Here is a 26052-nt window from a genome sequence, read left to right as displayed (position 1 = left end):
TAACGCCGATAGTAGTTAGGGGATCGCCCCTTGCGAGGGTAGGAAGTTGCCACGCGACCAAAGTCGTTAGTCGATTTGACTAGCGGCTTTTTTTGTGCAGTTAGAAAAAACTCAGCAGTAATAAAGCCACTGCTGAGAGGTAGTAGACAAAAGATCATAAAAAGATGATGAATAGCAGACAGAGAAAGACAAAGAGTAGATATAAGCTCGTTTCGAACCAAGATGTCCCACACTGATACTTATTAGAGAAGAAAGTCTGCATGATAAGTAAAATAAATGCCGTTCCATAGCCTAAAATACGGAGTGTGAGATCAAGCTCAAAAAATAATTCAATGATCAGTAGACCGATCAGCAAAAGATCGCTCAATAACAGATAGAGATCAAACTTCTTCATCAAATATCTCCACCTTCCTTAGCTCAATTTTAAATTAACTATAGCACATTTTCATTGGTCTAGTTTATTTGTTGCCTATGTAAACAGCTAAAATACTTGCTTTTAGATAAGTTTAAAAAAATTATGTGAAAAATATAAGCGAAAGGGTTTACATTTTTAAGAAGAGTCGCTATAATAAAAAATGTAATGAAACCGATTGCATAAACCGGTTGCATAACTTAACGATTTAGAGATAATTTTTAAAGGAGTGAGGTAGTTGAAAGCACAATTTCAAAAGTTTTTCAGTTTCGAATTTTGGCAAAAGTTCGGTAAATGTTTGATGGTCGTTATCGCCGTAATGCCTGCTGCTGGTTTGATGATCAGTATCGGTAAAACATTGGCAATGATCGATCCGAATATGACCGCCCTAGTTACGACTGGTGGGGTTATTGAACAGCTCGGTTGGGGTGTTATCAATAACTTGAATATCCTCTTCGCATTAGCGATCGGGGGTAGCTGGGCTAAGGAACGTGCTGGCGGTGCTTTTGCTGCAGGTTTAGCATTTATTTTAATTAACATCGTAACTGGTACCGTCTTTGGCGTTAATGCTGAAATGATGGCAGACTCTAAGGCTTATGTACATACCATCTTTGGTAGCAAGATCTTAGTTAGTGATTACTTTGTTAACGTTTTAGGTGCACCAGCACTTAACATGGGTGTGTTTGTCGGTATTATTGCTGGTTTTGTTGGGGCTACAGCTTACAACAAATACTACAACTTCCGTAAATTGCCTGATGCTTTATCATTCTTCAATGGTAAGCGCTTTGTTCCATTCGTAGTTATCTTACGTTCCACGATCGTAGCGTTAATTTTAGCTATTATTTGGCCAGTTATCCAATATGGGATCAACAGTTTCGGTATGTGGATCGCTACTTCCCAAGAAACAGCACGCTTCTTGGCACCATTCCTATATGGTACTTTAGAACGTCTCTTACTTCCATTTGGTTTACACCACATGTTGACGATCCCGATCAACTACACCTCATTAGGTGGGACTTACGAGATCTTAACTGGTGCTCAAGCTGGTCACCATGTGTTCGGACAAGATCCATTGTGGCTTGCTTGGACAACTGACTTGGTCAACTTGAAGGGTGCCGGCGACATGGCTAAATACAACTATGTCTTAACACACTGGACACCAGCTCGTTTCAAAGTTGGTCAAATGATCGGTTCAACTGGTATTTTGATGGGTCTAACACTTGCAATGTATCGCAATGTTGATCCTGATAAGAGAAAACAATACAGCTCAATGTTTATCTCAGCTGCACTTGCTGTCTTCTTGACCGGTGTTACAGAACCACTTGAATACATGTTCATGTTCGTTGCAGTGCCACTATATATCGTTTATGCGATCATGCAAGGTTTAGCCTTTGCATCAGCTGACCTTATCAACTTACGTGTTCATTCTTTTGGTAACATCGAGTTGCTTACACGCTCACCAATGGCATTTAAAGCTGGTTTAGGTCAAGATATCTTCAACTTTGTTTGGGTATCCTTGCTCTTTGCTGTAGCAATGTACTTTATCGCAAACTTCATGATCAAGAAATTCAACTTGGCAACACCAGGGCGCAATGGTAATTACGATGGTGTCGATACTGGTGATACAGGTTCTGATTCTGCAACAACAGCTGATGGTCAAGCTGATCCTAACTCACAAGTTGTTAAGATCATCAACTTGCTTGGCGGTCGCGAAAATATTTCCGACGTTGATGCCTGCATGACGCGTCTACGTGTAACTGTTAAAGATAGTGCCAAAGTTGGTTCTGAAGAAGAATGGAAGCAAGTTGGTGCGATGGGCTTGATAGTTAAAGGTGAAGGTGTACAAGCTGTTTACGGTCCAAAAGCCGATGTTTTGAAATCTGACGTCCAAGACTTACTTGACTCTGGTGTCGAAATTCCAAAAGTCGACGTTATGAGCGGTACAGTCACAGAAGAAAAGAAGATCCAATTCAAAGGTGTAACTGAAGAGATCCATACTGTTTCTGATGGTGATGTGATCAAGATCGAAGACGTTAATGATCCCGTCTTCTCACAAAAGATGATGGGTGATGGTTTCGGGGTCAAACCAGATAACCAAAATGTTTATGCTCCAGTTTCTGGGACAGTAACAAGCGTCTTCCCAACTAAGCATGCGATCGGTCTAGTAACTGATGCAGGACTAGAAATCTTAGTTCACATGGGACTTGATACAGTTGGACTTGACGGTAAACCATTTGAAGTCAAAGTTAATGACGGGGCTAAAGTTAAAGCCGGTGACTTACTTGCCTTAGCCGATCTTGAACAGATCAAGGCAGCTGGTAAAGATGATACAATTGTTGTAGCATTTACTAATGTACAGGATATCAAGGAAGTCAAAATTGATAAATTAGGCCATCAAGCTGCTAAGACAGTTGTCGGAACAGTTGAAGTCTAAATGATTTAAAACTAAGCGACGCCCAGATATCTGGCGTCGCTTAGTTGTGTTTATGGAGGAATTTTACGTGGCAAAATTTTTAACGTTGAATACACATAGTTGGTTGGATGAAGATTCAGAGCTTGCTTTGGAGATCTTAGGTAAACAGATCTTGGCTGCAGATTATGATGTGATCGCATTACAAGAGGTAAATCAACGGATCGATTCACCCGATGTTTTGCAAGCGCCGTATACGCTAGAAAATCAACATCATCTGCACGAAGATAATTATGCTTTAAAATTAGTCGAATATTTAAAAGAACGTGGCGTAAATTATTATTTCACATGGGCTTACGGTCATATTGGCTATGACGAGTATCATGAAGGGGTGGCTTTGTTATCTAAACAGCCATTCACCTCAGAAAGAAGCGTTTTGACGTCAAATGTTGATGATGAATACGACTATCATACGCGTCGGGCGTTGATCGCTAAGACACAGGTCGCAGGTCAGGAAATGTGTGTTGTCAGCGGGCATTTCTCATGGTGGGAGAATGATTTTAAATCAGAATGGCATCGCTTAGAAGCTACTTTGGCTACCGAAGAAGCACCATTGGTCATCATGGGAGACTTTAATAACCCAGAAAATACTCCAGGTCATGAATTGATCTTAGCTAGTCCTTTAAAACTAAAAGACAGCCATTTAGCTGCTAAAAAGGTGACTGGTGGGGCAACGATCTTGCAAGATATCGATGGATGGGAAAATAATGACAAAGCTTTGCGGATCGACTATATCTTTGTCAGTCAACAACTTGAAGTTACGCAAAGTCATGTGCTTTTTGATGGTAAAGAGCAACCCTTGATCAGTGACCATTTTGGCGTGGAATGTGTGATCAAATAGAGAAAATAAATAAAGGCGTTATCCCTGAACACTTGGGATAGCGCCTTTATTTTGTGTCTAAAAGTAGTTTTTATACTAATCAAATTATTCACTGAGCTCATCTAAAGCGATTTTTTTAGTAAAGAGAGCCTATTCTTTAGGACTTAATTTATGGGTGATCTCGATCACAGTCCCGTTGAAGTGGGCGATCACTTTCTCATGGATCATTTCCGAAAGCTTGGGATCTAAGGCAGAAGTACCTTCGTCGATTAATAAGATCGGGCGGTCTTGTAGTAGGGCGCGTGCCAATTCGATCCGTTGCTTTTGGCCTCCAGAAAGATCTGCACCAGCTGGCTGCAATACGGAATCTAGACCGCGTTGTGTGACTAATTTGGTCAACCCAGTCAGTTCAATGACCTGTGCTAATTTTTCTTTTGGCACATCTTTACCTAAGCATAGGTTAAATTGCAAAGTATCAGCAAAAATATGCGGTTCTTGTGCGACATGGGCAAAATAAGCATGAACAGTTGCAGGGTCAACGTTTGTCTGGTTGAGCGTGTATGTTCCAGTATCAGGAACAAGTTCACCCAGTAGGAGCTTAAAGAGCGTGGTTTTTCCGAAACCAGATGGTGCTGTTCAGAGGATCTTTTCATGATTTAGAACTTGTAGATCTAAATCATGATAGAGTTTTTTGAAGCTTACCTGTTTTAAGGAAAGCGAATCAAAATCTTTTATTAAATAATTCGATCTGTGAAAAACAAATGTTGGGTCTAAAACCGATAGTTGAATCTTTCCTATGTTCGTCCTTTCAAAGGGTCCCCGAGCGTATAAAACGGACGCTGATCTGTTTTGGCTTTAGATGTTGAAGTTTAGTGAATAACAAAAAACCAGACACAATGCAAAAAACGCATAGTGTCTGGTTTCTATTTATCTGAATGGCGTAGGGTGCCAGCTTTCACACTCTATTGAAACGTGTTCGGTAGCTCAGCTCCCTCACACTCTAAACTTTGTCGAATCTCTCTGTAAGAAGCTCACCGGTAGAGTGTATTGCATTTGTTTTAGCGGTTCGCTTGGTTGCTTGATCCTAGCCTTTAAGACTTCAACTAGGACCTCGGCGATGTCAGAGATCGGTTGGACGATCGTGGAGAGCTCAGGATGATAGAGCTGGACTTGGGTCGTGCCGTCAAAACCTGTGACCTTTAATTGTTCTGGAACTTTGATCGCTAGCTCTTTGGCCGCTTGTAAAACCAAGATCGCTGTTAGATCATCAGTACATACGATGCCGTCAGCCACACTTTCAGTCAGTAATTTTTTGATCGAAAATAACTTGAGTGAAGGTGATTCTGAAAAACTCACCGTATGGATGTGCCGACTTAGCCCCAAACCGTCGATCGTGTCACAGTAACCGGCTAAACGCTGATCGGTCGGGTTACCATTTTGGTGTGGATTTCCCAGGAAATAAATGTGGCGTGCCCCAGCATTATAGAGCTCTTCGACCGCCATTTTTCCCCCAGCATAATTATCACAAGAAACGATCGGGATCTGCTCGGAAAGCTTACGGTCAAAGGAGACGATCGGAAGTCCGACCCGATTGTATTCGTCGATCCCTAGATTATGAGCCCCCGCAATGATCCCATCGACTTGGTTAGCTAATAACATTTTTAAATATTCACGTTCTTTTTCTTTATCTGAACCAGCATTGCACAAGATCACTTTGTAGCCCTCGCTAAAGAGCTTTTGTTCGATCTGTTCGACTAATTCGGCAAAGAAGGGGTTGGTGATCGCTGGAAAAATCAAACCAACGAGATTGGTGCTCTTGCCATGTAAAGAGCGCGCTAGGGAGTTGGGTTGATAGTTCAACTCTTCCATCGCGGAAAAAACTTTGTCCCGTGTTTTTTGACTGATATAACCGTAATCATTGATAACACGAGAGACAGTTGTGACAGAGACGCCTGCTTTCTTGGCGACGTCAGTTAATTTGGGACGCATAGGCTCCATCCTTTCTAGATGCTTTTAAGCTTCCAGAAAGTACCCCGATAGTTTAACGCAGCCTCAGTTGGTGAAGTGAGAGCGATCTGTTTGTTGCCAGCTTCGGCAAAGAAACGTAGGGTGATCACATGTTCACCACCGTTGACAAAAATTTCACAGAGCGAATGATCGATAAAGATCTCCAGGTCGAGCGCTTTTTGGTCTGGGAGCGAAATAGTGCGCGTTGTCCCAAATTCGGTTGCAAATTGAGCGCCGATGTCTGCACGTGAAACGGTCAAATATGCGTCTTTTCCAGTTGAGAATTCAAGCTTCAAACTTTGACTAAGGTCATCATTGCCAGCTAAATGGAGGGTACCATTCTGGTCAGTATCTAAAGTCAATTTTAACTCATATTGCTCGCCACTTTCAGCAATTATTTGCTGTTTAGCGTTAACTTTTTCTGCTGTTTGAAGTGAAATGCCTTTTTCACGCAGATCAGCCATGGAAACGACCGGATGTTGAATAAGTTTGCCATCCTTTAATGAAAGCTCTTTGATTTGGCTCAAGCAACTAGCCCAGTTTTCTTCATCAGTTGGATATGAAACATCAGGTAATCCGACCCAGCTGATCAGATAAGCTTTGCCGTCTGGAGTATTGAATGCTTGGGAAGCATAAACATCGAAACCATCATCTAAGTTTTGGATCTGATTAGCTCCAGCTTCAAATTTGGCTTTGTTTAGTTGAACATCTTCACCTAGAAGATACATATTAGGGTAGATATTGTCGTAAGCTACGACATCTTTGTCCAAACCTTGGGGGCAAAAGACCAAAAGTGGTTTGTCATCGACAAAGATCAAGTTAGGACATTCGATCATATAGCCCATTTCAGCTTCAGTAAATTCAAGATAGCCTAGATCGATGAACTCCTTAAGGTCTTTAGATGAGAATAAGGAGATCTTACCAGTCTTAGTTTCTTTATCTTGAGCGCCCAATACGACATAGTAGAGATCACGATGTTTGAAAACTTGTGGATCGCGGAAATGATCAGTTGTGTGGGCAGGTTGAGTGATCAAGGGTTCATCTAATTTTGTGATCTGGCCAGCTTGATCCATCCAAGCTCCAAGCTGGAATGGATGTCTGATCCAATCTTGATCACGATGATTACCGGTGTACATTAAGAATAATTTATCATCGACAGGTAAAGCGGAACCAGAATAGGCACCATGGCTATCAAATTTTGTATCGGGTGCAAGTGCTAGGCCGAGATCTTTCCAATGTACGAGGTCATCGGAGACTAAGTGCATCCATGACTTAAGGCCGTGAGCAGCACCAAATGGAAATGATTGATAAAAAACATGCCATTGACCGTTGAAATATGAAAAACCATTAGGGTCATTTAAAAGCCCGGAACTTGGGCGGATATGGTAACCCAATTGGTATTGTGAATTAGCTGCTTGTGCTTGTAATTTTAAGAGTGTTTCAGCGCTCCAGTCGGCATATGCCCGATAGCGCGTTTCGCGTGTCCATTCCATAGTTGAAGATCCCTTCTCTTTTAGTGTTTTTGAAAACGTTGTCTATATATTGAATTTTAACTTTTACGGCGTTTTGTGTCAAACGTATATCAGTTTATATCGAAATAAATTTCTGTGTTTAAATTTTTTAAAATAAATTTGTGATAAACGATTGACATATTTTAAAAATACGCTATCATTATAGATATAGAAAATGTAAAACGTTTACAAAAAGGAGTGTTTACGATGGATCACAAAAAAGTGGCAAAAGACGTCATCGCAGCAGTCGGTCGCGACAATATGGTGGGGGCAGCTCACTGTGCGACACGTTTGCGTCTAGTCTTAAAAGACGATAACAATATCGATCAAGCAGCGTTGGATAACAATCCAGACGTTAAGGGGACATTTAAAACAAATGGTCAATATCAGATCATCATTGGGCCAGGAGATGTCAACTTTGTTTATGATGAATTGATCAAAGATACTGGTTTGAAGGAAGCTTCAACGGAAGATCTTAAGAAGATCGCTGAACAAGGTAAGAAGTTCAACCCGATCATGGCCTTTATCAAGCTCTTATCTGATATTTTTGTTCCGATCATCCCAGCTTTAGTTGCGGGTGGTTTGTTGATGGCTTTGAACAACTTCTTAACATCAAAAGGTTTATTTGGACCACAAGCGATCGTAGAAATGAATCCAGCGATCAAAGGCTTGTCTAGCATGATCCAATTGATGTCGGCAGCACCATTTATCTTCATGCCGATCTTAGTTGCGATCTCGGCGGCTAAACGTTTCGGGGCTAACCAATACCTCGGGGCAGCGATCGGGATGATCATGACAAGTCCTGACTTATTAGCCGGTAAATCATGGGATATCTTTGGGATGCAAGTTATGCAAAATAACTACTATTACCAAGTTATTCCAGTTTTAGCAGCAGTTTGGATCTTATCTGTTTTAGAAAAATGGTTACACAAACGTTTACCATCAGCAGTTGACTTCACATTTACACCATTGATCGCAGTTATGTTAACAGGTTTCTTGACCTTCACGATCGTTGGTCCTGCAATGAAGACACTTTCTGATTGGGTAACAAATGGTATCGTTTGGTTATATGACACAACAAGCTTTATCGGGATGGGTATCTTTGGTCTTACTTACTCAGCTATCGTATTGACTGGGTTACATCAAAGTTTCCCTGCGATCGAAACACAACTTATCACAGCCTTCAGTAACGGTAAAGGCGCAGGTGACTTTATCTTTGTTGTAGCTTCGATGGCTAACGTTGCGCAAGGTGCTGCGACCTTTGCAGTTTGGGCATTGACAAAAGACAAGAAGATGAAAGGTCTTGCATCTTCAGCTGGTGTTTCAGCTTTACTTGGGATCACAGAACCAGCCTTATTCGGGGTCAACTTGAAGTATAAATTCCCATTCTTCTGTGCTTTGATCGGTTCTGGTATTGCAGCGATGTTTGCTGGTTTGATGCACGTTATCGCAGTTTCTCTTGGTTCCGCTGGTTTCCTTGGTTTCTTATCGATCAACGCTTCATCGATCCCAATGTACATCGTAGCTGAACTTATCGCCTTTGCAGTCGCATTTGCCTTGACATTTATCTATGGTAAGAGCCACAGCCAATTATTGAATCCAGCTCCAGTGGCAGCACCAAGTGAACCAAAAGAAGTTAAGGAAGCAAAGACAGAAGCTAAAAAAGTTTCTGGAGTTGAAAATCAAGTAGTTGATTCACCAGTTGATGGGAAATCTATCGACTTGAGCCAAGTTAACGATCAAGTCTTCTCCACTAAGATGATGGGGGATGGTGCGGCAGTTGTTCCAGCTGACGGCACGATCTATGCGCCAGCAGATGGTGAGATCACAGTGGCTTATGAAACAAAGCATGCTTATGGTATCAAGACAGATCAAGGTGCAGAAGTCTTGATCCACGTAGGTATCGATACAGTCAACTTGAAGGGTCAACATTTCACATCTAACGTAACTCAAGGTCAAAAGATCAAGAAGGGTGACGTTTTAGGAACAGCTGACTTGGAAGCTATCAAGCAAGCTGGTTACGACACAACGGTAATGGTGATCGTAACTAACACGATGAACTACGAAAGTGTAGAGCGCATCGATGTCGACGAAGTAAAACACGGTGACAACTTGATCGCGATCACTGCTGAATAAAAAAATGAGTGCGAAAAAAAGCGGTTAGCTCCATAGAAATAACGGTGTGCCCCCCTAGGATGCGTATTTTGCATCCTAGGGGGCGCATTGTTATTTCCTAGGAGCTGCTTTTTTTCGCACATTACAGCAGAAAAGGGCAACGATTGCCACTTTTGCCCATATGTGGCACACTTGTCCCAAAAAAGATTGCGACAAATAGTTTTTCTTGTCGTTTTTGTAGGTAATATAGTATAATGAGATTTATTAAATAAATTTAGGAGGTTTTTCTAATGAAAACTAGAGGCGAACTTAAAGCCGAAGCGCGCGAGTTGCTTGCTGGTAACTGGGGAAAAGCTATCGTGTTGAATATTATTCCGATCTTGGGTGCAGTTTTTGCTGGTGTTATTATTGCTGGTGCAATTGCTCTTGTCGCATACTTGGCCCAAAGCGGTGCTTTTTCTGGTAGTGAAACTTCGATCACTGAAACAGCAAGTAATGGTGCAGCTAATAGTGGTGGCCAATTATTTAGTGGTTTGATCGGTACTTTGATCACAACAGGTATCGCCTATACGACACTTGATTGGTTGCGGACTAAAAATAATGATTTTAGTCCAGTTCGTGGGATGTTCTCCGTCTTCTCCCGCGAATACTTTGTACCAGTTTTAGTCTTGTATATTTTACAAGCGATCTTTACTTTCTTGTGGACCTTATTATTTGTTATCCCAGGACTCATCAAGAGCTATTCCTACTCACAAACATACTATATCTACAAAGATGTAAACCAAAAAGGTGAAGCCAACAACTTGAATTATCTTGACTACATCACACTTAGTCGAGAATTGATGAACGGACATAAATTCGAAATGTTTGTTTTACAATTGAGCTTTATCGGTTGGTGGTTGCTTGTCTTTCTGACCTTTGGGATCGCAGCTATCTGGGTCTACCCATACTACCAAACAACGATGAGTGCCTACTACAAGAACTTAGCTGGCGATAAATTTATCAATTATCGCGGTTAAGCCTAAGTAAGCGAAATACGTTCGGAGCTATTTTCTCCGAGCGTATTTTTTTGTGGTCAATTAGCAAATAACTGAAAAATATTTTTGCAAGCGATTGCAAAAAGTCTGATTATTTTATAAGATTAGGGTATGAGTTTTTATAGAAAGGTGGGAAAAAAGTGAGTACATTAAGTGCTAAAGAGCGCATTATCTATCAAATATATCCTAAAAGTTTTAAGGATAGTAATGATGACGGGATCGGGGATCTTAAGGGGATCACAGCTGAGCTCGAATATTTAAAGCAACTAGGGGTAAATACTTTGTGGCTCAATCCTATCTATGTTTCACCACAAATTGACAACGGTTACGATGTGGCGGATTACTATCAGATCGATGAAAAATTGAGCATCATGGCAGATTTTGATGAATTAGTGACCAAAGCACATGCCTTGGGCTTAGATATCATTTTAGATTTTGTAATGAATCATACCTCTGATCAACATCCGTGGTTTCAAGCAGCTTTAAAGGACAAAGACAGTGAATTTCGCAATTGTTATTTATGGCATCGAGGGAAAAATGGGGGCCCACCCAATAATTGGGGTTCCTTTTTTGGCGGAAGTGTGTGGCAAAAAGATCCGCTTGATCCAGATAATTACTATTTTCATCTATTTGCTAAGGAAATGCCCGACCTGAATTGGGCTGAACCAAAAGTCCAAGTCGAAATGCTCAAGATCGCTAAGTTTTGGCTCGAGCATGGGGTCGATGGCTTTAGATTGGATGCTTTTATCCATATCGCCAAAGCCGACTTCGAGCAAGATATGTTAGCTGAGTCAGCTGAGCCCCAGATCGCCGAGATGTTTTATGCTAATTTACCGCAAGTTCAAGTTTACTTAAAAGAATTTATCGCTCAATTACACCAGATAAAGCCGGATATCTTCATTTTAGGGGAAGCAGCTAGTGCCGACATCGATCTTGCGGTGGATTATACGACGCCCCCAAAAGAGAGCTGTGATACGGTCGTGACCTTCCGCTACTTTGCCGAAGATAAGCGCCAAGTCGAACCCGACCTGCCTCAGATAGGACAGCCTGTGAAATTAGATATTCCCGGTTTTAAATCCAATATGCTCGAGTGGCAAAAGCGACTTGAAGGAGTGAGCTATCCCACTTTGTATTGGAGCAACCACGACATGCCCCGGATCTTGAGTCGTTTTGCACCTAAAATGGGATCTAAAGCTTGTGCAAAAATGCTGGCAACGTTGATGTACTTACAGCGAGGAATACCTTGCATCTATTATGGGGAAGAATTGGGCATGCGCTCGCAGACATTAGGCACGGTGGCGGACTTTGAAGATCCGCAGATCGTTGATTTTGCTAAGCAAGCAAAGAAAAAAGGCTGGCGTGATAGCGAGATCTTGCACAAAGCTAGTCAAGCGCATAAAATGGCAGCGCGCTTGCCGTTACCGTTTGATACGACGGCTTATGCTGGTTTTTCTAAAGTTCAGCCATGGAAATGGTCGAAAGACGAAAATGTTGCCAGTATCGCTGAACAAATGGGCGATCCTGACAGTGTATTGAATTTCTACCGCCAAATTTTACAGTTAAAGAAACAACAGATATTTATCCAAGGGCGTTTTATTTTAGAAAATACTAGCTCTGAGTTGTATGTGTATCGTCGAGTGATAGATGAGCATAAACAAGTGTTGGTCATCTGTAATTTGAGTGAACATGAGCAGCGTTATCCGTGTGGTGCCTTTACTAAGGTGCTATTGAGCCAAAATGCTAAAGTTAGTGCAGATCAAGTCAAACTAGCGCCATATGGATCGCTTATTTTACAAAAATAAAAAAAGAGAGGAAAAATAATGGATATTGCAGCAGTTTATCACCGCCCTGACAGTGAAATGGCTTATTTAGGGGCTAATGGAGTTTTTGAGATCCGCTTGAAAGTCAAACACGATGATGTAGCTAAAGTTGAATTGCTATATGGTGACCCGTATGGAACTAAGGTCAATGAAAAAGATGCGGGAGCCTGGGAGCATGAGGCCGTTACGATGGAGAGGGCCTTTATTACTAAGACACACGATTATTTTGTAGCTCGAGTAACGCTACCTTTGCACCGGTTACAGTATGCTTTCAAGCTTACTGACAAAGCGGGCGACCAGTGGCTTTATGATGATCGCAAATTCGTCCCAGCGACGGCGGAAAATATGTTAGCTTTGACCTGTTTTCGCATGCCGTATTTACATGAGATCGATCGGATCGATCCACCTGAATGGGTCAAAGAAACAGTTTGGTATCAGATATTTCCGGAAAGATTTGCCAATGGGGATCTGACCAATGATCCAGCGGGTACCTTACCCTGGGGCAGTGCTGAGCCAACACGGCAAAACTTCTTTGGGGGCGATCTGCAAGGAATCATCGACCACTTAGACTATTTACAAGAGCTTGGGATCACCGGCCTGTATTTGTGCCCGATCTTTACGGCGCATTCCAACCATAAATATGACACGATCGATTACTTTACGATCGACTCGCATTTTGGGGACAAGAAGACCTTTAAATGTTTGGTCGATGAAGCGCATAAACGTGGAATGAAAGTCATGTTGGATGCGGTCTTTAACCATTTGGGTGATTTTTCGATGCAGTGGCAAGATGTGATCGAACATGGGCAAGAATCGCGCTTTGCTTCGTGGTTTCATATCAATGAATTTCCGGTCAGCTATACTAAGACGGATAATGATGAATTTGCCCGTGACCTGACTTATGAAGTCTTCGCTAACACACCGCATATGCCGAAGCTAAACACGGCTTCGCGTGAAGTGCAAAATTATCTGCATGAAATCGCATCGTATTGGATCAAACAGTTCAATATCGATGCTTGGCGGTTAGATGTGGCAAATGAGATCGATCACCACTTCTGGCGGCACTTCTATTCATTGACACATCATTTGAAGCCAGATTTTTATGTTTTGGGTGAAGTTTGGCACAATGCTCAAAGTTGGGTCAACCAACATGAATTTGACGGTGCGATGAATTATCCATTTACAGAAACTTTAAGTGATGGGATAGTAGCTAAAAAGATCAGCCTCAGCGAGATGGCCTCACGGTTGAATGAACAGCTGATGCTCTATCGCATGCCGACAAACCAAGTGATGTTAAATTCGATGGATACGCATGATACAGCCCGGTTGTTGACACTTTGCCAAGGTGATAAAGATCTAGCAAAATTGACGTTGACCTTGATGTTTCTGCAAATGGGTTCACCATGTATTTACTATGGGACCGAAGTGGGGATGGCTGGTGGTAATGATCCAGCATGTCGGGCCTGCATGGTCTGGGATAAAGAGGAGCAAGATCAAAAGATGCTCGCTTTTATGAAAGCTTTGATCAAATTGCGTAAAGACCAACAACCTGTGCTCAGTTATGGCGGTTATGCTTGGCAAGTAGATGATACAGCTCAAGTTGTAAAATTAACACGAAAAAAAGATGCTACTAAGCTCTGTGCGGTCTTTAATTTGGGCGAAAAACCGTATGCGGTAGCCCCAATTGGTAAAACGCTCCTGGAACAAAATTTTGCAGACGGTAAATTAGAAAAGAACGGCTTTGTGATCTTTGAATAATATTGCTTGTTGAATTTAGGATAAAGGACTAAAATTAAAGCGAAGATATGAGGGGGGTCAAATAAATGACAGTTGAACCAAAATTAGCTCAAGATGTTTGGAAAGACGCCGGTAAGCACGTGCAATTCACGGTACTTGAATTAAAGCGTCAAGATCAAAAGCATGAACAAGAAGTGATCACCGCTTTTGCTGATCGTTACCAAGCTATCCTGCGTTCGTTGCATATTCGCGACAATGAAGGTTGCTTACGGGCAACGTTTGGGTTTAGTAGTGATGCTTGGGATTATTTATTCCCTAATGCACCGAAACCAAAAGAGCTTGTTCCATATCAGACTTTGCGCGGTGATAAGTACGAGATGCCAGCAACTAAAGGGGATCTTTTCTTCCACATTCGGGCTAACGATGAAGCGATCGTTTACGAAGCAATGTCACAATTTATGCTCTTTTTACGTGATATCACCAATGTTGTTGATGAAACGAAGGGCTTTCGTTACTTTGAAGGGCGGGCGATCGTCGGCTTTATCGATGGGACAGAAGCACCCGAGATGGAGTTAGCTTCCCAATACGCTTTAGTCGGGGATGAAGATCCAGAATTTGTCAATGGATCTTATGCCTTTGCCCAAAAGTGGTTGCATAACATGGATTTTTGGAACAAGCTCAAGACTGAAGATCAAGAGAAGGCGATCGGACGACAAAAGTTCAATGACCTTGAACTTGATGACGATGAGAAGTTCAAAAATGCGCATAATGTTGTCTCCAAAGTTGAGATCAATGGTGAAGAACAAAAGATCATTCGGATGAATGTCCCTTATTCTGACCCGGCTTCCGGTAAGACGGGAACGTATTTTATGGGGTATTCACGTTATTGGCAAGTGACAAAATTGATGTTACTGTCGATGCTCAAAGGACATGATTTCTTGTTGTCCTTCTCAGATATTTTATCAGGACAACTATTCTTTATCCCATCCAAGACGGTTTTAGATGAGATCGCTGATGGTGAGTTTACCAAATAATTTAATAAGTTAGTTCAAGCAGTTGAGGTTTTCTTGACTGCTTTTTTTGCGCTATCTGGGCTATAATAGAGTTAAATACTTTAGTTAAAAGGAAGGTTTGTATGGAAAGATCAGCTATCTATCACCGCCCAGCAAGCGAGATGGCATACATGGCGGATAAACAAAACTATCGGTTACAATTAAAGACCAAGCATCGCGATATCACGCGGGTGCGGGTGATCTTTGGGGCACCCCAGATGCTGGTCAAAGATTCAGGTCAAACAGATGCGTGGGAATATGCAACTAAAGAAATGGATAAGCGCCTGCAAAATGGGATCTATGACGTCTGGGAAGTCAAATTGCCGATCCCGGCAACGCGTAAGCTAAAATATGCCTTTCATCTACTCGATCGTGAAGGTAATGAGCTTTTATATGACGCTAATTTGATGCAACTCTATACTCCAAAAGCCGTTCAAGAGATGACGGGCTTTTTGACGCCGTATTTAGTATTGGATGAGACTACGACAACGCCAGAATGGACGAAAAAGATGATCTGGTACCGTTTGATGCCAGATCGCTTTGCCAATGGTGATCAGCAAAAAGATCCTAAAGATACACTTGAATGGGGCCAAGAAGCGGATAAAGCGAAGTTTTTTGGTGGCGATTTGCAGGGGATCATCGATAAGTTAGATCACATCCAAGGGTTAGGCTTTAACGGGATCTACTTAAGTCCAGTTTTTGATGCTTATTCCAACCACAAATTCGATACGATCGATTACTATGAGATCGACCCAGCCTTTGGTACTAAAGAGAAGTTCAAAGAATTGATCGAAGCGATCCATCAACGGGGGATGAAGGTCATGTTAGATATCACGTGTGATCATCTAAGTGATTTCTCGCTCCAATGGCAAGATGTGCGTAAATATGGGGTCCGGTCGAGTTTTGCCAAATGGTTTTTGATCAAGGAATTTCCCGTGCGTTACGTCCCTAGTGAATTACCTGACTATTCTGAACGTTTGACCTATGAGGCTTTGAACAACAATCCCCATATGCCAAAAGTCGATCTGGAAAATCCGGAGGTCCAAGCGCACTTTGGTAATATTTTGACGTACTGGACACGTAACTTTGATATTGATGGTTGGAGCATTGCGGATTCTAATGAGATCCCGGCTGCCTTCAAACGTTACCTGCTAGAAACACTACGTCAAGTTAAGGAAGATATTTATCTTTTAGGAAATACGATCGCTAAAAAAACTGAACATGATGATGTCTTTGCGGGTAATAATTCGATCGATGTGCGTGAATTAGTTGAGGGAACTTTTATCACTAAAAATATTCCACCGACTGAATTGGCCTATGCGCTAAATGAGCATCAATTACGGGCTGATCCAAGTACGCTTTCGGCTTCGCTTTTGGCGGCAGATAGTCCACAAACACAGCGGATCTTAGCCAAGTGTGAGGGCAATGTCCAATTGTTACGTGCAGTTTTAGCATTTATGTTCATGCAACCAGAATCGCCAAGTATCCTATATGGTACTGAAAAAGGACTTAAAGCAGGGACTGAAGCTGCCTTACAGCCATGTATGGATTGGAAAGATGATCAAGCAAGCGATGAGATGCAACGTTTCTTGAAAACTTTACTGGCGATGCGGACGCGTTACAACAATGTATTGTGTGAAGGTTCATTTGAATGGGGCCAATGTAGCAATCAGTATTCTTATTTGAGTTTTAGCCGTCGTTTAGGTGATAAACGCCTATTTGCGTTGTTTAACTTAGGCTATGGGAGCATTAAGATCGTATTGCCACAAAATTGTAAATTATTACTGGGGCAAAACTTAGTTGAACAAGACAAACGTTTAGGGCAAGCAGGTTTTGCGATCGTTGAATTATAGAGTGTGAGAGCTTGGCCGTCAGCACCGTACAAATAACAAAAAATATCAGCATGATGCGTATTTTGCATCATGCTGATATTTTTTGTTAGTCGTAATTTATGCCAGATCTTTTTCAGTGCACAAAAAAACCATGGAGCCTAAACTCACATGGTCTAAAAAGTTATTTTTTAGTTTACGTGTACGGCAAATGATGGCATGAAGTAAGCCATGTTACCGATCTTAACGCTTTGACCTGGTTCTGGAGCAGCAACGAAGCTGTTACCACCTAAGTAGATCGCAACGTGGTAAGTTGAACCTGGTGTACCCCAGAATAATAAGTCACCAACTTGTGCTTGGCTAACTGGAATATGTGTACCAGCAGATTCTTGAGCAATCGTGTTACGGCCGATTTGTTTACCAAAGTGTGCGTAAACGTATTGTGTCAAGCCTGAGCAGTCAAAACCGGATGGTGTAGAACCGCCCAATACGTAAGGTGTGCCGATAAATGATTGTGCATAAGCTGCGATCGCACTACCATCAGCAGAAGTTGAAACAACTTGTTGTTGAGGTTGTTGTACTTGCGCAGGTTGTGCTTGTTGTTGCACTTGTTGTGTTTGTTGAGTTTGTTGTGCTGGAGCTTGAGTTTGTGTTTGAGCTGGAGCTTGGTTTTGTACAGGTTGTTGTACTTGTTGTTGAGCAGCAGCTTGTTGTTGAGCTTGGGCAGCAGCAGCTTGTTCTTGTGCGGCTTGTTGAGCGGCAGCTTGTTGTTGAGCTTGAGCAGCGGCTTGTTCTTGTGCAGCTTGTTGAGCGGCAGCTTGTTGTTGAGCTTGAGCAGCGGCTTGTTCTTGTGCAGCTTCTTGAGCTGGGTCTTTAGCTGGATCATTGATCGTCAATGTTTGACCAACAAGTAAAGTAGCGCCCAAGTTGTTAGCAGAACGTAAAGAATCAACAGTTACACCGTAAGCTTGTGCGATCGAGTAAAGTGATTCGCCAGCTTGTACTGTGTGAGTTGTGTGGTTAGCTGAAACAACAAGTTGAGGTTCTTGAGCTTGTTCTTGTGTAGCTTCTTGTTGTACGACAGGTTGTTCTGTTTGTTGTTGCACTGGTTGTTCAGTTTGTTGTTGCACTGGTTGTTCAGTTTGAGCAGGTTGTTGTGTTGCTTGAACTGTACCATTGACCTTCAAAACATTACCTGGGTGAATGAGGTAAGCGTCTGCAGCTAAGCCGTTCAATTCACGTAATTTTTCAACTGATGTGTTGTATTGTTGTGCAAGTGTCCAAAGTGTGTCACCAGCTTTAACAGTTACATCAGAAGTGTTTTCTGTGTCAGCTTTCTTGTCAGCAGCTTGAGCTGTATTGTTGTTTTCAGAAACTTGAGCATCTTTAGCTGGAACTTTCAATGTTTGACCAATAACGATCAAGTGAGAGTTTTGGTCGATGTTGTTCAAAGCTTCGATCGCTTGGATAGAAACACCATATTTTTGTGAAAGATCCCAAACTGTATCGTTCTTAGCAACTTTATGAGTTGTATCTGCATTTGCTGTTGCTGTTGTAGCCAAGAATAATCCGGCTGCTCCGACTGTACCGACTAAAAGTTTTTTTGCTGTATGATTCAAAATTTATATTCACTCCTAATAATTTTCAATAATTTCTAAACGACTAACTTCAATTTGACTGATACATTTATTTTAATCCATTTATGTTGCAACCTAATGCAAAAAAGATTACATTTTACCAAATTTTGTAATAAATAACCGCGAAACCTTGAAAATATTGGGGAAATAAATTTATTAAGATTTAGTAAAGATGAATAAAACGTTATAAACGTTGATATAACAAGGCTTTTGGTGAAGAAAGAGCAAAACATTTAAAAAATAATGTTACAAAAATGTTACAAAAAATATAAGCCACCGCAGTGAAGTAAATGCTAGTAAAATTAAAGTTATTTAGATTTAAAAGTGTAGATCAAGCTTGAAATGATGTTACAAAAAAGTTAAATCGATATTAATCAATGTTACTATCAATAATTATTAATGTTTCTAGTAGATATAGTTTAAATATCTCTTTAAAATCACGGTAAATATTGACTTTTGAGGCGAGGCTCAATAAATTTATTATTATCAATTATTAATTTTTAAAATTAGAGACAGAAGGAAGGTACGAGCTGTGGAAGTATATAATTTTTCAGCGGGACCGGCAATGATGCCACCCGAAGTGGTAGCTCAGATCCAAGCTGAGTTAGTATCCTATCGTGATAGTGAGATGAGTGTGATAGAGATCAGTCACCGCTCAGCGCTATATGAGGAGATGTTTCAAACTGCTAAAGCCGATCTAAGAGAGCTCTTAGCTGTGCCTAAAGATTACAAGATCTTATTTTTACAAGGGGGAGCGTCGACCCAATTTACGACGATACCGTTGAATCTGGCACGGAAGACGAAAAATATTGCTTTTGTCGACACAGGACACTGGTCGCAAACAGCGATCGCAGATGCTCAACTTGTGCCTGAGCGCAAAGTCGATGTGGTCGCTTCAGGCAAAAGTTCCGCTTATAGCCGTTTGCCACATGAGATCACACTGGATAAACCCTATGATTATGTGCATTTGACGATCAATAACACGATCGAAGGGACGATGTATCGCAAGTTGCCTGAATTACAAGGGCAAACGGTAGTCGGAGATATATCTTCAAACATCTTGGGCTATCAACATGATGTCCAAAAGTATGGCCTTTTGTACGCTAGTGCGCAAAAGAATATCGGTCCAGCTGGGTTGACGTTAGTGATCGTTAAAGAATCGCTTTTAGACAAAGAACAGGATCTGCCTTCAATGCTTGATTATGTGAAGTTGATCAAACGTGACTCTAATTTAAATACGCCGCCAGTTTTTCCGATCTATGCGGCTGGGCTAGTTTTCCAATGGCTAAAAAAACAGGGTGGCGTAAAGCAGATGCAACAACAAAATGAGGCTAAAACGGCACTCTTGTATGAGATGTTGGATAACTCAAAACTCTTTTTGGGAACGGCGCATGCACCCGATCGTTCGTTGACCAATGTTCCTTTTACAACGGAAAGTAAAGAGCTTGATGAAAAATTCATCACTCAAGCTGAAGCAAATGGGCTAAAAAATATTCGGGGCCACATTTTGGTTGGCGGAATGCGGGCAAGTATGTATAATGCCTTTCCGATTGAAGGGGTAGAGGCACTGGTCGACTTTATGAAAGCTTTCGAGCGAAAAGAATGTCCGATCTATGCGACTACGCTGAAATAAACATGGTATAATATAATTCCTTGGCAGGGGCGCTTTGGCGGTCACGTCAAAGGCTTGGTGTCACGCATTTGTGTGGCACTTTTTTTATTGGTGTGCTAGGCTGGGGATAAGGACAGGTGAACGATATGCAAGATACGATATTTGAAGCGATAAAAAATGATCCCGCGAATAAAAAATATACCGAAGCTGGGATCGATCCATTATATGTAGCCCCAAAAGAAGCAAAGATCTTGATCGTGGGACAAGCACCAGGCAAACGGGCACAGGATACACGGTTGTTTTGGAATGACCCTAGTGGTGACAATTTGCGGGCTTGGATAGGAGTTTCTCGTGAAGAATTCTATCAGTCAAAAGAGTTTGCGATCTTGCCGATGGATTTTTATTTTCCAGGTAAAGGCAAAAGCGGGGATCTACCACCAAGGAAAGATTTTGCTAAAAAATGGCATCCGTTATTGTTAGAACAGATGCCTGATATCGAACTGACATTGCTAGTGGGAAGTTATGCGACCAAACATTACCTCCACCTTAAAAGTACTACAAAGTTGACCGATGTCGTGCGCGACTATCAGGCATATTTACCAGAGTACTTCCCGTTAGTTCATCCTTCACCCCGTAACCAACTCTGGCAAAGTAAAAATCCGTGGTTTGCCCAAACGGTCTTGCCAGAGTTAAAAAAACGGGTCCAAGCGATCATAAAATAATGATACTAGGAGCCTCACTATGATCATAGTGAGGTCCTTTGTCGAACATGTTTCCGCTATCTAGCTCAGTTGCTGGTAAAAAATAACCGACTAAGCAGATACTTAGCCGGTGAAATATCAAAAATTAAAGTTTTAAGCGACTATCTAAGCGTGAGACCGCGCGTAGGATCAAGAAGCTGATCGTAGCTTCGATCGGCCACATGATCAGATTTTTTGGTCCGCGGACGCTCAATAGTCCCCAGATTGGTGCTTGATACATCAAATGGATCCATAGCGTGTTGAAGAAAATATTTGAGACAAAGATCTGCACGAACTGATATGTTGCTAGGCGTTGCCAAGAGACCTTTTGTTGGTATAAAAAGGTCCCTGCGATCAAGCCGGCAACAAAGGCACTAAAAGTATAACCGATAAAAAAAGTGCTACCGGTTGAAAAAAGTGTGCTTTTGATCAGATCAGCTAAAACAAGGGCAACACCACCGAGCCATGGTCCCAAAAAGTAACCGATCAAAGTCGTTCCCATAAAACCGAGCCCGAATTTGACTAGATTATCTGAGCCAAATGAGATCTTGGCTAAGACAGTCTGCAAGGCGATGAGCATCGCAGCTAAAGTGATCGTTTTTGTCGTGAGTTTTGGACTTCTCCAAGCTAAATTCGTCATAAAAAAACATCTCCCTAAAATAATTTGGGGGGAGACAAGCACCAGCAATGGTTAGATTATTGGTGAATGCGGAAGATACACGCAGCCAAAATGACGGTTTGGCTTTCTGCTCACGTTCACATTCCGTTCCATGAGCCCGTAACGCATAAATTCCTACCCCTACAAGCGTTGATTTTAGCATTTATTTTTAAATAAATCTACTGGTAAAACACGAACGATAAAAGTTTTTTAAGTAGAAATATAGTTTAAAAGATGAATAGTTGGTGTAATGGGAAAGTATCTTGTAGAATTAAAGCGAACTGGAAAAACAGGGGGAGATGGTTGGGATAGTAGTGAGTTAGCTAAAAATTGTACATTTCACAAGCAAGCATTTTCCGAATGTTAAAGATTAGGTGGCATTCATTACTCAGCTGTTGCGTTCCTTAAATTACAAAGGAGTTTTTCTATGGAAAATAAAGAACTGGTCGTCAAAAATGCACGCGAATATGTATATGATGCTTTGAATAATGAAGGTAGTGGCCATGATTGGTGGCACATTTTTCGTGTTACTAATAATGCTATTGAAATTGCTAAACATGAAAAAGCGGATATTTATATTTGTGAATTAGCAGCATTATTACATGATATTGCTGATGGAAAATTAAATGAGAGCGAAGAAGCTGGCCAAAAAAGGGTACATACATGGTTGGTCGATAATGGCGTATCTAGTGAAACACTAGCTCATGTTATGGATATTGTGTCAAAGATGTCATTTAAGGGTGGAAACCAAAAGGAAAATGTTTCTACTTTGGAAGGAAAAATCGTTCAGGATGCTGATCGTTTAGATGCTATGGGGGCGATCGGGATCGCACGGGTAATGTGTTATTCAGGCCACGTTGGGCGTCCGATCCACGATCCGGCTATGAAGCCTAGAGAAAACCTCACTTTGGAAGAGTATCGCAATGGTAAGGATACAGCGATCATGCATTTTTACGAAAAATTGCTTAAGTTAAAGGACACCATGAATACAAGCTATGCCACGAAACTAGCGCAGGGACGCCATGAATTTTTAAAAGTATATTTGGATCAATTCTATCAAGAATGGGATGCCAAGCGGTAGTAGTTGGCTATTATCTCATTGAACTGACATTCTAATTTTAAATAAGATCATTATATTTAGTTAGTGATCAAAAAAGTTTTTGCTATACTTGGGATGTTGTTACTTAAGCGCTGGTTAGATGAAAATAATAAGCGTAAGTAGCAAAAATTTTTAACCGTAGTCGTGTCTTCTTGCAAGGACACGGCTATTTTTTTACAAAAAAAGAAGCTCTCTTGCTTGCAGATGGACAACTGGTGCTCAAACGAGCCAATTGGATTCAAGATCGGTATAGCATATTATTTATAGCCGTATTTAAACAAACAGGGTAAGTAGCTCGTATCGACACGTTCTACTTACCCTGTTTGTTTATTTTTGATGGTTAGCCCAATGGTCTTTGGCGATCGCTGCCCCATAGATCAGGGCCTCGATCACGGTGATAAAGAAGCTGACTGGCCAATCAGTGAGGTAGCTAAAGTATAGGCCAAGCCAAACACCAGCCAGAATGAAGATGAAATTTAAAACGATCATCTGGTAGAGCCGATGGGCGAAGTATTTTGTCGCCGAAGCTGGGATCGTTAAGAGCACAAAGATCAGTAAAGCACCGACGATCTGAGCTGTAATACTGATCGTTAAGGCGAGCATTACTAAAAAGATGATCGAGATCGTTTTGTTGAAGCGCTGATTGTACTGAGCTCCTTGAGAATCAAAAGAGTTATATGCTAGGCGCTTGAACAAGATCGTGATCGTCAACAATAGTAAGACGCTAAGGGCGATCAAAACTTCGATATCGCTACGGTCGATCCCAACGATGCTCCCAAATAAAATACTTGTCGCATAATTAGCTTGTTTATCTGAGAGTGATAAAAATAAGATCCCAAGCCCTAAGAAAAGGCCGGAAAAGACGCTGATCGAAGCTTCACGCCGTCCGAGCCGTTCACCTGACATCCCGATCAATAAGGCACTAGCCGTAGTAAAAGTCAGCATCCCCGCTAAAGGCGAGATCCCGATAAAGATCCCAAATGAAGCGCCAGAAAACCCGATCTCAGAGAGCGTATGGGTGAAAAAAGATGTTTGGCGTGCTACCACAAAGGCCCCCATAACACTACAGATCAAAGCAATGAAGATCCCTGCAATAAAGGCATAGCGCATAAAATCATAATCAAACATTATTTTTTAGCCCCCTTTTCAAGTAAGACACCAGTTTGATCTTCCAAATGAAGTTCATAGTCGGCGTATTGTTCGATCAGCTCGGGGTCGTGTGTGATAAATAAGATCGTTAGCCCGTGTTGTTGCATGACCTCACGTAGCATTTGTAACAATTCGTGTTTGTTGGTCGTGTCTAAGCTTGCGGTGGCTTCGTCCAAGATGAGCAACTTGGGATCAGCACAGAGCGCTTGGGCTAGATAGGCGCGTTGTTTTTCGCCCCCAGAAGCTTTGCCTAAAGGTTGATCTTTGATCCGCGTCAGTTTTGTCTCTGCCAAGATCTGTTCGAGTTTTTCGTTTAAAGGCTTGCGGTTCCAAAAAAAATTGCGCTTTTTGAGACCGAATGCTACGAAATCCTTGATGCAAAGGGGATACTCATCATCAATATTGCGCAATTGTGGTACGTATTGGACTTCATCGCGCTTGACATTAAAGACCGTGTGGACGGTATAGTTGTTAGCTAGATCTTGTAATAAGTGTTTGACAAGCGTTGTTTTTCCGACCCCATTTTCACCTGTGATACAGGTCAAACTACCTTGAGGGATCTCAAAGGAGAGGTTGGAGAAAAGCTTGCGGTTGGGGATGGAAAGATCCAAGTTATGCACTGATAGGATCGATTTCATGAATAACTACTTCTTTCTATTTTTGAGTATCTAAGACAGCTTGGTATTCGTCTTGTAGCCAAGTTACGTATGTCTTGTTTTTAGGTAGAGTTTCAGTAACTTTGACGACAGGAATGTTGTTTTCTTTGCAGAGTTCAACGATATTTTTGATCACTGAGCTGTCACTTTGGGTATTTTGGACAAAGAAAGCGATCTTTTTACCTTTGATATCATTTTGCAATTTCTTGATGTCAGAATAGGATGGGTCGCTACCTTCTTCAGTTGCTTTAGCGAAGTGGCTGTTAGCGATCTTATAACCCATCTTCTTCAAAGAATAGTCAAAGACTGGTTCTGAAACAGCTACTTTTTGATTATTGCTGTTTTGTTTGATCTTGTCTAGCGTTTGTGTTAATTTAGCTAAAGTTTTTTTATATTTAGTAGCATTTTTCTTGAAGGCAGCCTTATTTTTAGGTTGCATTTTGCCAAATTCAGTTGCTAAACGGTCAGCGAGTTTTTCCATGGTCGTTGGATCATACCAGAGATGTTCATTTTGGCCTTCCTTGACTTTCATGACATCAGCCACAGATAGATATTTTTTACCATTCAATTTTTTGACCCAGTTATCGTAGCCGGCACCGTTATAGATAACAAGATCGGCTTTGGAAACGATCTTAGCTGTTTTAGTTGTTGCTTCAAAGTCGTGGGGATCAACATTAGGGCTAGTGATCAATGAAGTGACAGTTCCGTGATCGCCTAAGACGGCCTTGGCAGTTTCGCCGTAAAAATCAAGGGTCGTTACGACATTTAGCTTGTCAGATGCAGCAGCAGTATTTTTGTGATCAAAGGTGAAGAATGCTAGAAAAGCACTCACGAGTAAGATGAAACTAAATAATTTTTTTCGCATAATAAATATATCCTCTCTTAAATTGTAATGATTACCATTAACGATACTAACGTTTGAATTTACTACTGTCAAGCGTTGGGAAGCCTAAAAAGTTCTAAATTACGATTAAGTATTTTAAGAGAACACGTCAATTAAACTGTGAGAGCTTTTGAATTACGATTTAAAAAATTCTCGGAAAAATTTTGTCAGAGTTTTTAGTGTTAGATTTAAGTCCATTTTAGTGCTATAAATCCCGGTATAAAGGCAAGTCTTTGGGCTTGAAAAATCCTGCGCACAGATCCAAAATAAGGTCAGAAGGGGATGGGGGATTTGAGTACTTATGAAGAGGCCCTTAAAGCATGGAAATTAGCGGGCTTTAAGGATGGGATGATCTTTTCGTGGATCATCTCAGAGCATAAAGACATTTGTTTAGAGCTGTTGCAACTGATCTTACCTGATTTAGAGATCGTGGACGTTAAAAACATCAAAAAAGAGAATACGCATAAGCAAAATACCGTCTTTCACGGGGCGCGCTTCGATATCTATGCTGCAGACGAGCATGGACGAATGTATGACATTGAGATGCAGGTCAGTGATGAACATAATTTAGGTAAGCGGATCTCATGTTATCAAAGTTATTTGACCCAGCATGCTTTGGGGGCTGGGCAAGGCTATAATGACAGGGTCGATACGTATGTGATCTTTATCTGTGATTTCGATTTTTTTGGTGCAGGTTTACCAGTATACACGACTGAAGTATGCGTAAAAGAAAGTGATCTGATACTCGATACAGGAGTGGTTAACTGTTACCAAAAACATAGAAAAATGTGTTATAACAAACCATGGA

20 protein-coding genes, 1 pseudogene and 1 riboswitch are annotated in these 26052 nt (G+C 41.4%); of the genes and pseudogenes, 12 read left to right on the top strand and 9 right to left on the bottom strand.

The window, feature by feature from the left end:
- Positions 1 to 154: 154 nt before the first annotated feature.
- Positions 155 to 394 (bottom strand): hypothetical protein, encoded by a 240-nt coding sequence (locus tag FC30_RS02125; RefSeq protein ID WP_010688420.1) that lies wholly within the window; start codon positions 392 to 394, stop codon positions 155 to 157.
- Between the two features lie 256 nt (positions 395 to 650).
- Between FC30_RS02125 and FC30_RS02120 the strand changes: the two genes are divergently transcribed.
- On the top strand, positions 651 to 2846 hold the full coding sequence (locus FC30_RS02120; RefSeq protein ID WP_010688419.1) for a PTS transporter subunit IIBC: 2196 nt from the start codon (positions 651 to 653) through the stop codon (positions 2844 to 2846).
- Positions 2847 to 2913: 67 nt separating this feature from the next.
- On the top strand, positions 2914 to 3723 hold the full coding sequence (locus FC30_RS02115) for an endonuclease/exonuclease/phosphatase family protein (protein WP_010688418.1): 810 nt from the start codon (positions 2914 to 2916) through the stop codon (positions 3721 to 3723).
- Between the two features lie 129 nt (positions 3724 to 3852).
- Here FC30_RS02115 and FC30_RS02110 read toward each other — a convergent pair.
- The 3 genes and pseudogenes from FC30_RS02110 to FC30_RS02100 form a co-directional block, all read right to left on the bottom strand.
- Positions 3853 to 4320, bottom strand: a pseudogene (locus FC30_RS02110) (ATP-binding cassette domain-containing protein); the annotation flags it as partial.
- A 375-nt stretch (positions 4321 to 4695) separates the two neighbouring features.
- Positions 4696 to 5691 carry a LacI family DNA-binding transcriptional regulator gene (locus FC30_RS02105; RefSeq protein WP_010688416.1) on the bottom strand — a complete coding sequence of 332 codons (996 nt, stop codon included), beginning with the start codon at positions 5689 to 5691 and terminating at the stop codon, positions 4696 to 4698.
- A 14-nt stretch (positions 5692 to 5705) separates the two neighbouring features.
- Positions 5706 to 7202 carry a sucrose-6-phosphate hydrolase gene (locus FC30_RS02100; protein WP_010688415.1) on the bottom strand — a complete coding sequence of 499 codons (1497 nt, stop codon included), beginning with the start codon at positions 7200 to 7202 and terminating at the stop codon, positions 5706 to 5708.
- Positions 7203 to 7427: 225 nt separating this feature from the next.
- Between FC30_RS02100 and FC30_RS02095 the strand changes: the two genes are divergently transcribed.
- From FC30_RS02095 to FC30_RS02070, 6 genes are all read left to right on the top strand, one after another.
- Positions 7428 to 9356: a sucrose-specific PTS transporter subunit IIBC gene (locus FC30_RS02095; protein ID WP_056938460.1), complete on the top strand. Its 1929-nt coding sequence runs from the start codon at positions 7428 to 7430 to the stop codon at positions 9354 to 9356.
- A gap of 269 nt (positions 9357 to 9625) precedes the next feature.
- Positions 9626 to 10354 (top strand): DUF975 family protein, encoded by a 729-nt coding sequence (locus FC30_RS02090; protein WP_010688413.1) that lies wholly within the window; start codon positions 9626 to 9628, stop codon positions 10352 to 10354.
- Positions 10355 to 10512: 158 nt separating this feature from the next.
- Complete coding sequence (locus FC30_RS02085; RefSeq protein WP_010688412.1) at positions 10513 to 12174, top strand: alpha-glucosidase; 1662 nt, start codon at positions 10513 to 10515, stop codon at positions 12172 to 12174.
- Positions 12175 to 12192: 18 nt separating this feature from the next.
- Positions 12193 to 13950 carry a glycoside hydrolase family 13 protein gene (locus tag FC30_RS02080; RefSeq protein ID WP_010688411.1) on the top strand — a complete coding sequence of 586 codons (1758 nt, stop codon included), beginning with the start codon at positions 12193 to 12195 and terminating at the stop codon, positions 13948 to 13950.
- Between the two features lie 65 nt (positions 13951 to 14015).
- Entirely contained in the window at positions 14016 to 14963 is a 948-nt protein-coding gene (locus FC30_RS02075) for a Dyp-type peroxidase (protein WP_010688410.1), read from the top strand.
- Positions 14964 to 15064: 101 nt separating this feature from the next.
- Positions 15065 to 16834 carry an alpha amylase N-terminal ig-like domain-containing protein gene (locus FC30_RS02070; protein ID WP_010688409.1) on the top strand — a complete coding sequence of 590 codons (1770 nt, stop codon included), beginning with the start codon at positions 15065 to 15067 and terminating at the stop codon, positions 16832 to 16834.
- Between the two features lie 167 nt (positions 16835 to 17001).
- Here FC30_RS02070 and FC30_RS02065 read toward each other — a convergent pair whose 3' ends face one another.
- Positions 17002 to 18429: a C40 family peptidase gene (locus FC30_RS02065; RefSeq protein WP_010688408.1), complete on the bottom strand. Its 1428-nt coding sequence runs from the start codon at positions 18427 to 18429 to the stop codon at positions 17002 to 17004.
- Between the two features lie 550 nt (positions 18430 to 18979).
- Here FC30_RS02065 and serC point away from each other — a divergent pair.
- Together serC and FC30_RS02055 are read left to right on the top strand one after the other, a co-directional pair.
- Positions 18980 to 20080 (top strand): 3-phosphoserine/phosphohydroxythreonine transaminase, encoded by a 1101-nt coding sequence (gene serC / locus FC30_RS02060; protein WP_010688407.1) that lies wholly within the window; start codon positions 18980 to 18982, stop codon positions 20078 to 20080.
- Positions 20081 to 20205: 125 nt separating this feature from the next.
- Positions 20206 to 20781 carry a uracil-DNA glycosylase family protein gene (locus FC30_RS02055; protein ID WP_010688406.1) on the top strand — a complete coding sequence of 192 codons (576 nt, stop codon included), beginning with the start codon at positions 20206 to 20208 and terminating at the stop codon, positions 20779 to 20781.
- Positions 20782 to 20905: 124 nt separating this feature from the next.
- Here FC30_RS02055 and FC30_RS02050 read toward each other — a convergent pair whose 3' ends face one another.
- Entirely contained in the window at positions 20906 to 21439 is a 534-nt protein-coding gene (locus FC30_RS02050; RefSeq protein WP_010688405.1) for a folate family ECF transporter S component, read from the bottom strand.
- 58 nt (positions 21440 to 21497) lie between these two features.
- Positions 21498 to 21602, bottom strand: a riboswitch (THF riboswitch).
- 282 nt (positions 21603 to 21884) lie between these two features.
- On the opposite strand from FC30_RS02050, the gene FC30_RS02045 reads away from it, so the two are divergent.
- Positions 21885 to 22538, top strand: coding sequence for an HD domain-containing protein (locus FC30_RS02045; RefSeq protein ID WP_010688404.1), 654 nt, complete (start codon positions 21885 to 21887; stop codon positions 22536 to 22538).
- Between the two features lie 345 nt (positions 22539 to 22883).
- Here FC30_RS02045 and FC30_RS02040 read toward each other — a convergent pair whose 3' ends face one another.
- From FC30_RS02040 to FC30_RS02030, 3 genes are read right to left on the bottom strand one after another with little or no spacing between them, the layout of a single operon-like run.
- Positions 22884 to 23684 (bottom strand): metal ABC transporter permease, encoded by an 801-nt coding sequence (locus FC30_RS02040; RefSeq protein ID WP_010688403.1) that lies wholly within the window; start codon positions 23682 to 23684, stop codon positions 22884 to 22886.
- A complete protein-coding gene (locus FC30_RS02035) occupies positions 23684 to 24343 on the bottom strand; it encodes a metal ABC transporter ATP-binding protein (protein ID WP_010688402.1) in 660 nt (219 codons plus the stop codon). The genes FC30_RS02040 and FC30_RS02035 overlap by 1 nt, the downstream gene beginning before the upstream one ends.
- Before the next feature lie 16 nt (positions 24344 to 24359).
- Complete coding sequence (locus FC30_RS02030) at positions 24360 to 25226, bottom strand: metal ABC transporter solute-binding protein, Zn/Mn family (protein ID WP_056938459.1); 867 nt, start codon at positions 25224 to 25226, stop codon at positions 24360 to 24362.
- 300 nt (positions 25227 to 25526) lie between these two features.
- Between FC30_RS02030 and FC30_RS02025 the strand changes: the two genes are divergently transcribed.
- Positions 25527 to 26052 (top strand): Rpn family recombination-promoting nuclease/putative transposase (locus tag FC30_RS02025; RefSeq protein ID WP_156400127.1); only part of this gene is annotated, 526 nt, incomplete at its 3' end.

The organism is Ligilactobacillus animalis KCTC 3501 = DSM 20602, assembly GCF_001434535.1.
Taxonomy (GTDB): domain Bacteria; phylum Bacillota; class Bacilli; order Lactobacillales; family Lactobacillaceae; genus Ligilactobacillus; species Ligilactobacillus animalis.
The sequence above is the reverse complement of the archived record's forward strand: the minus strand, read 5'-3'. Positions and strand labels throughout refer to the sequence as shown.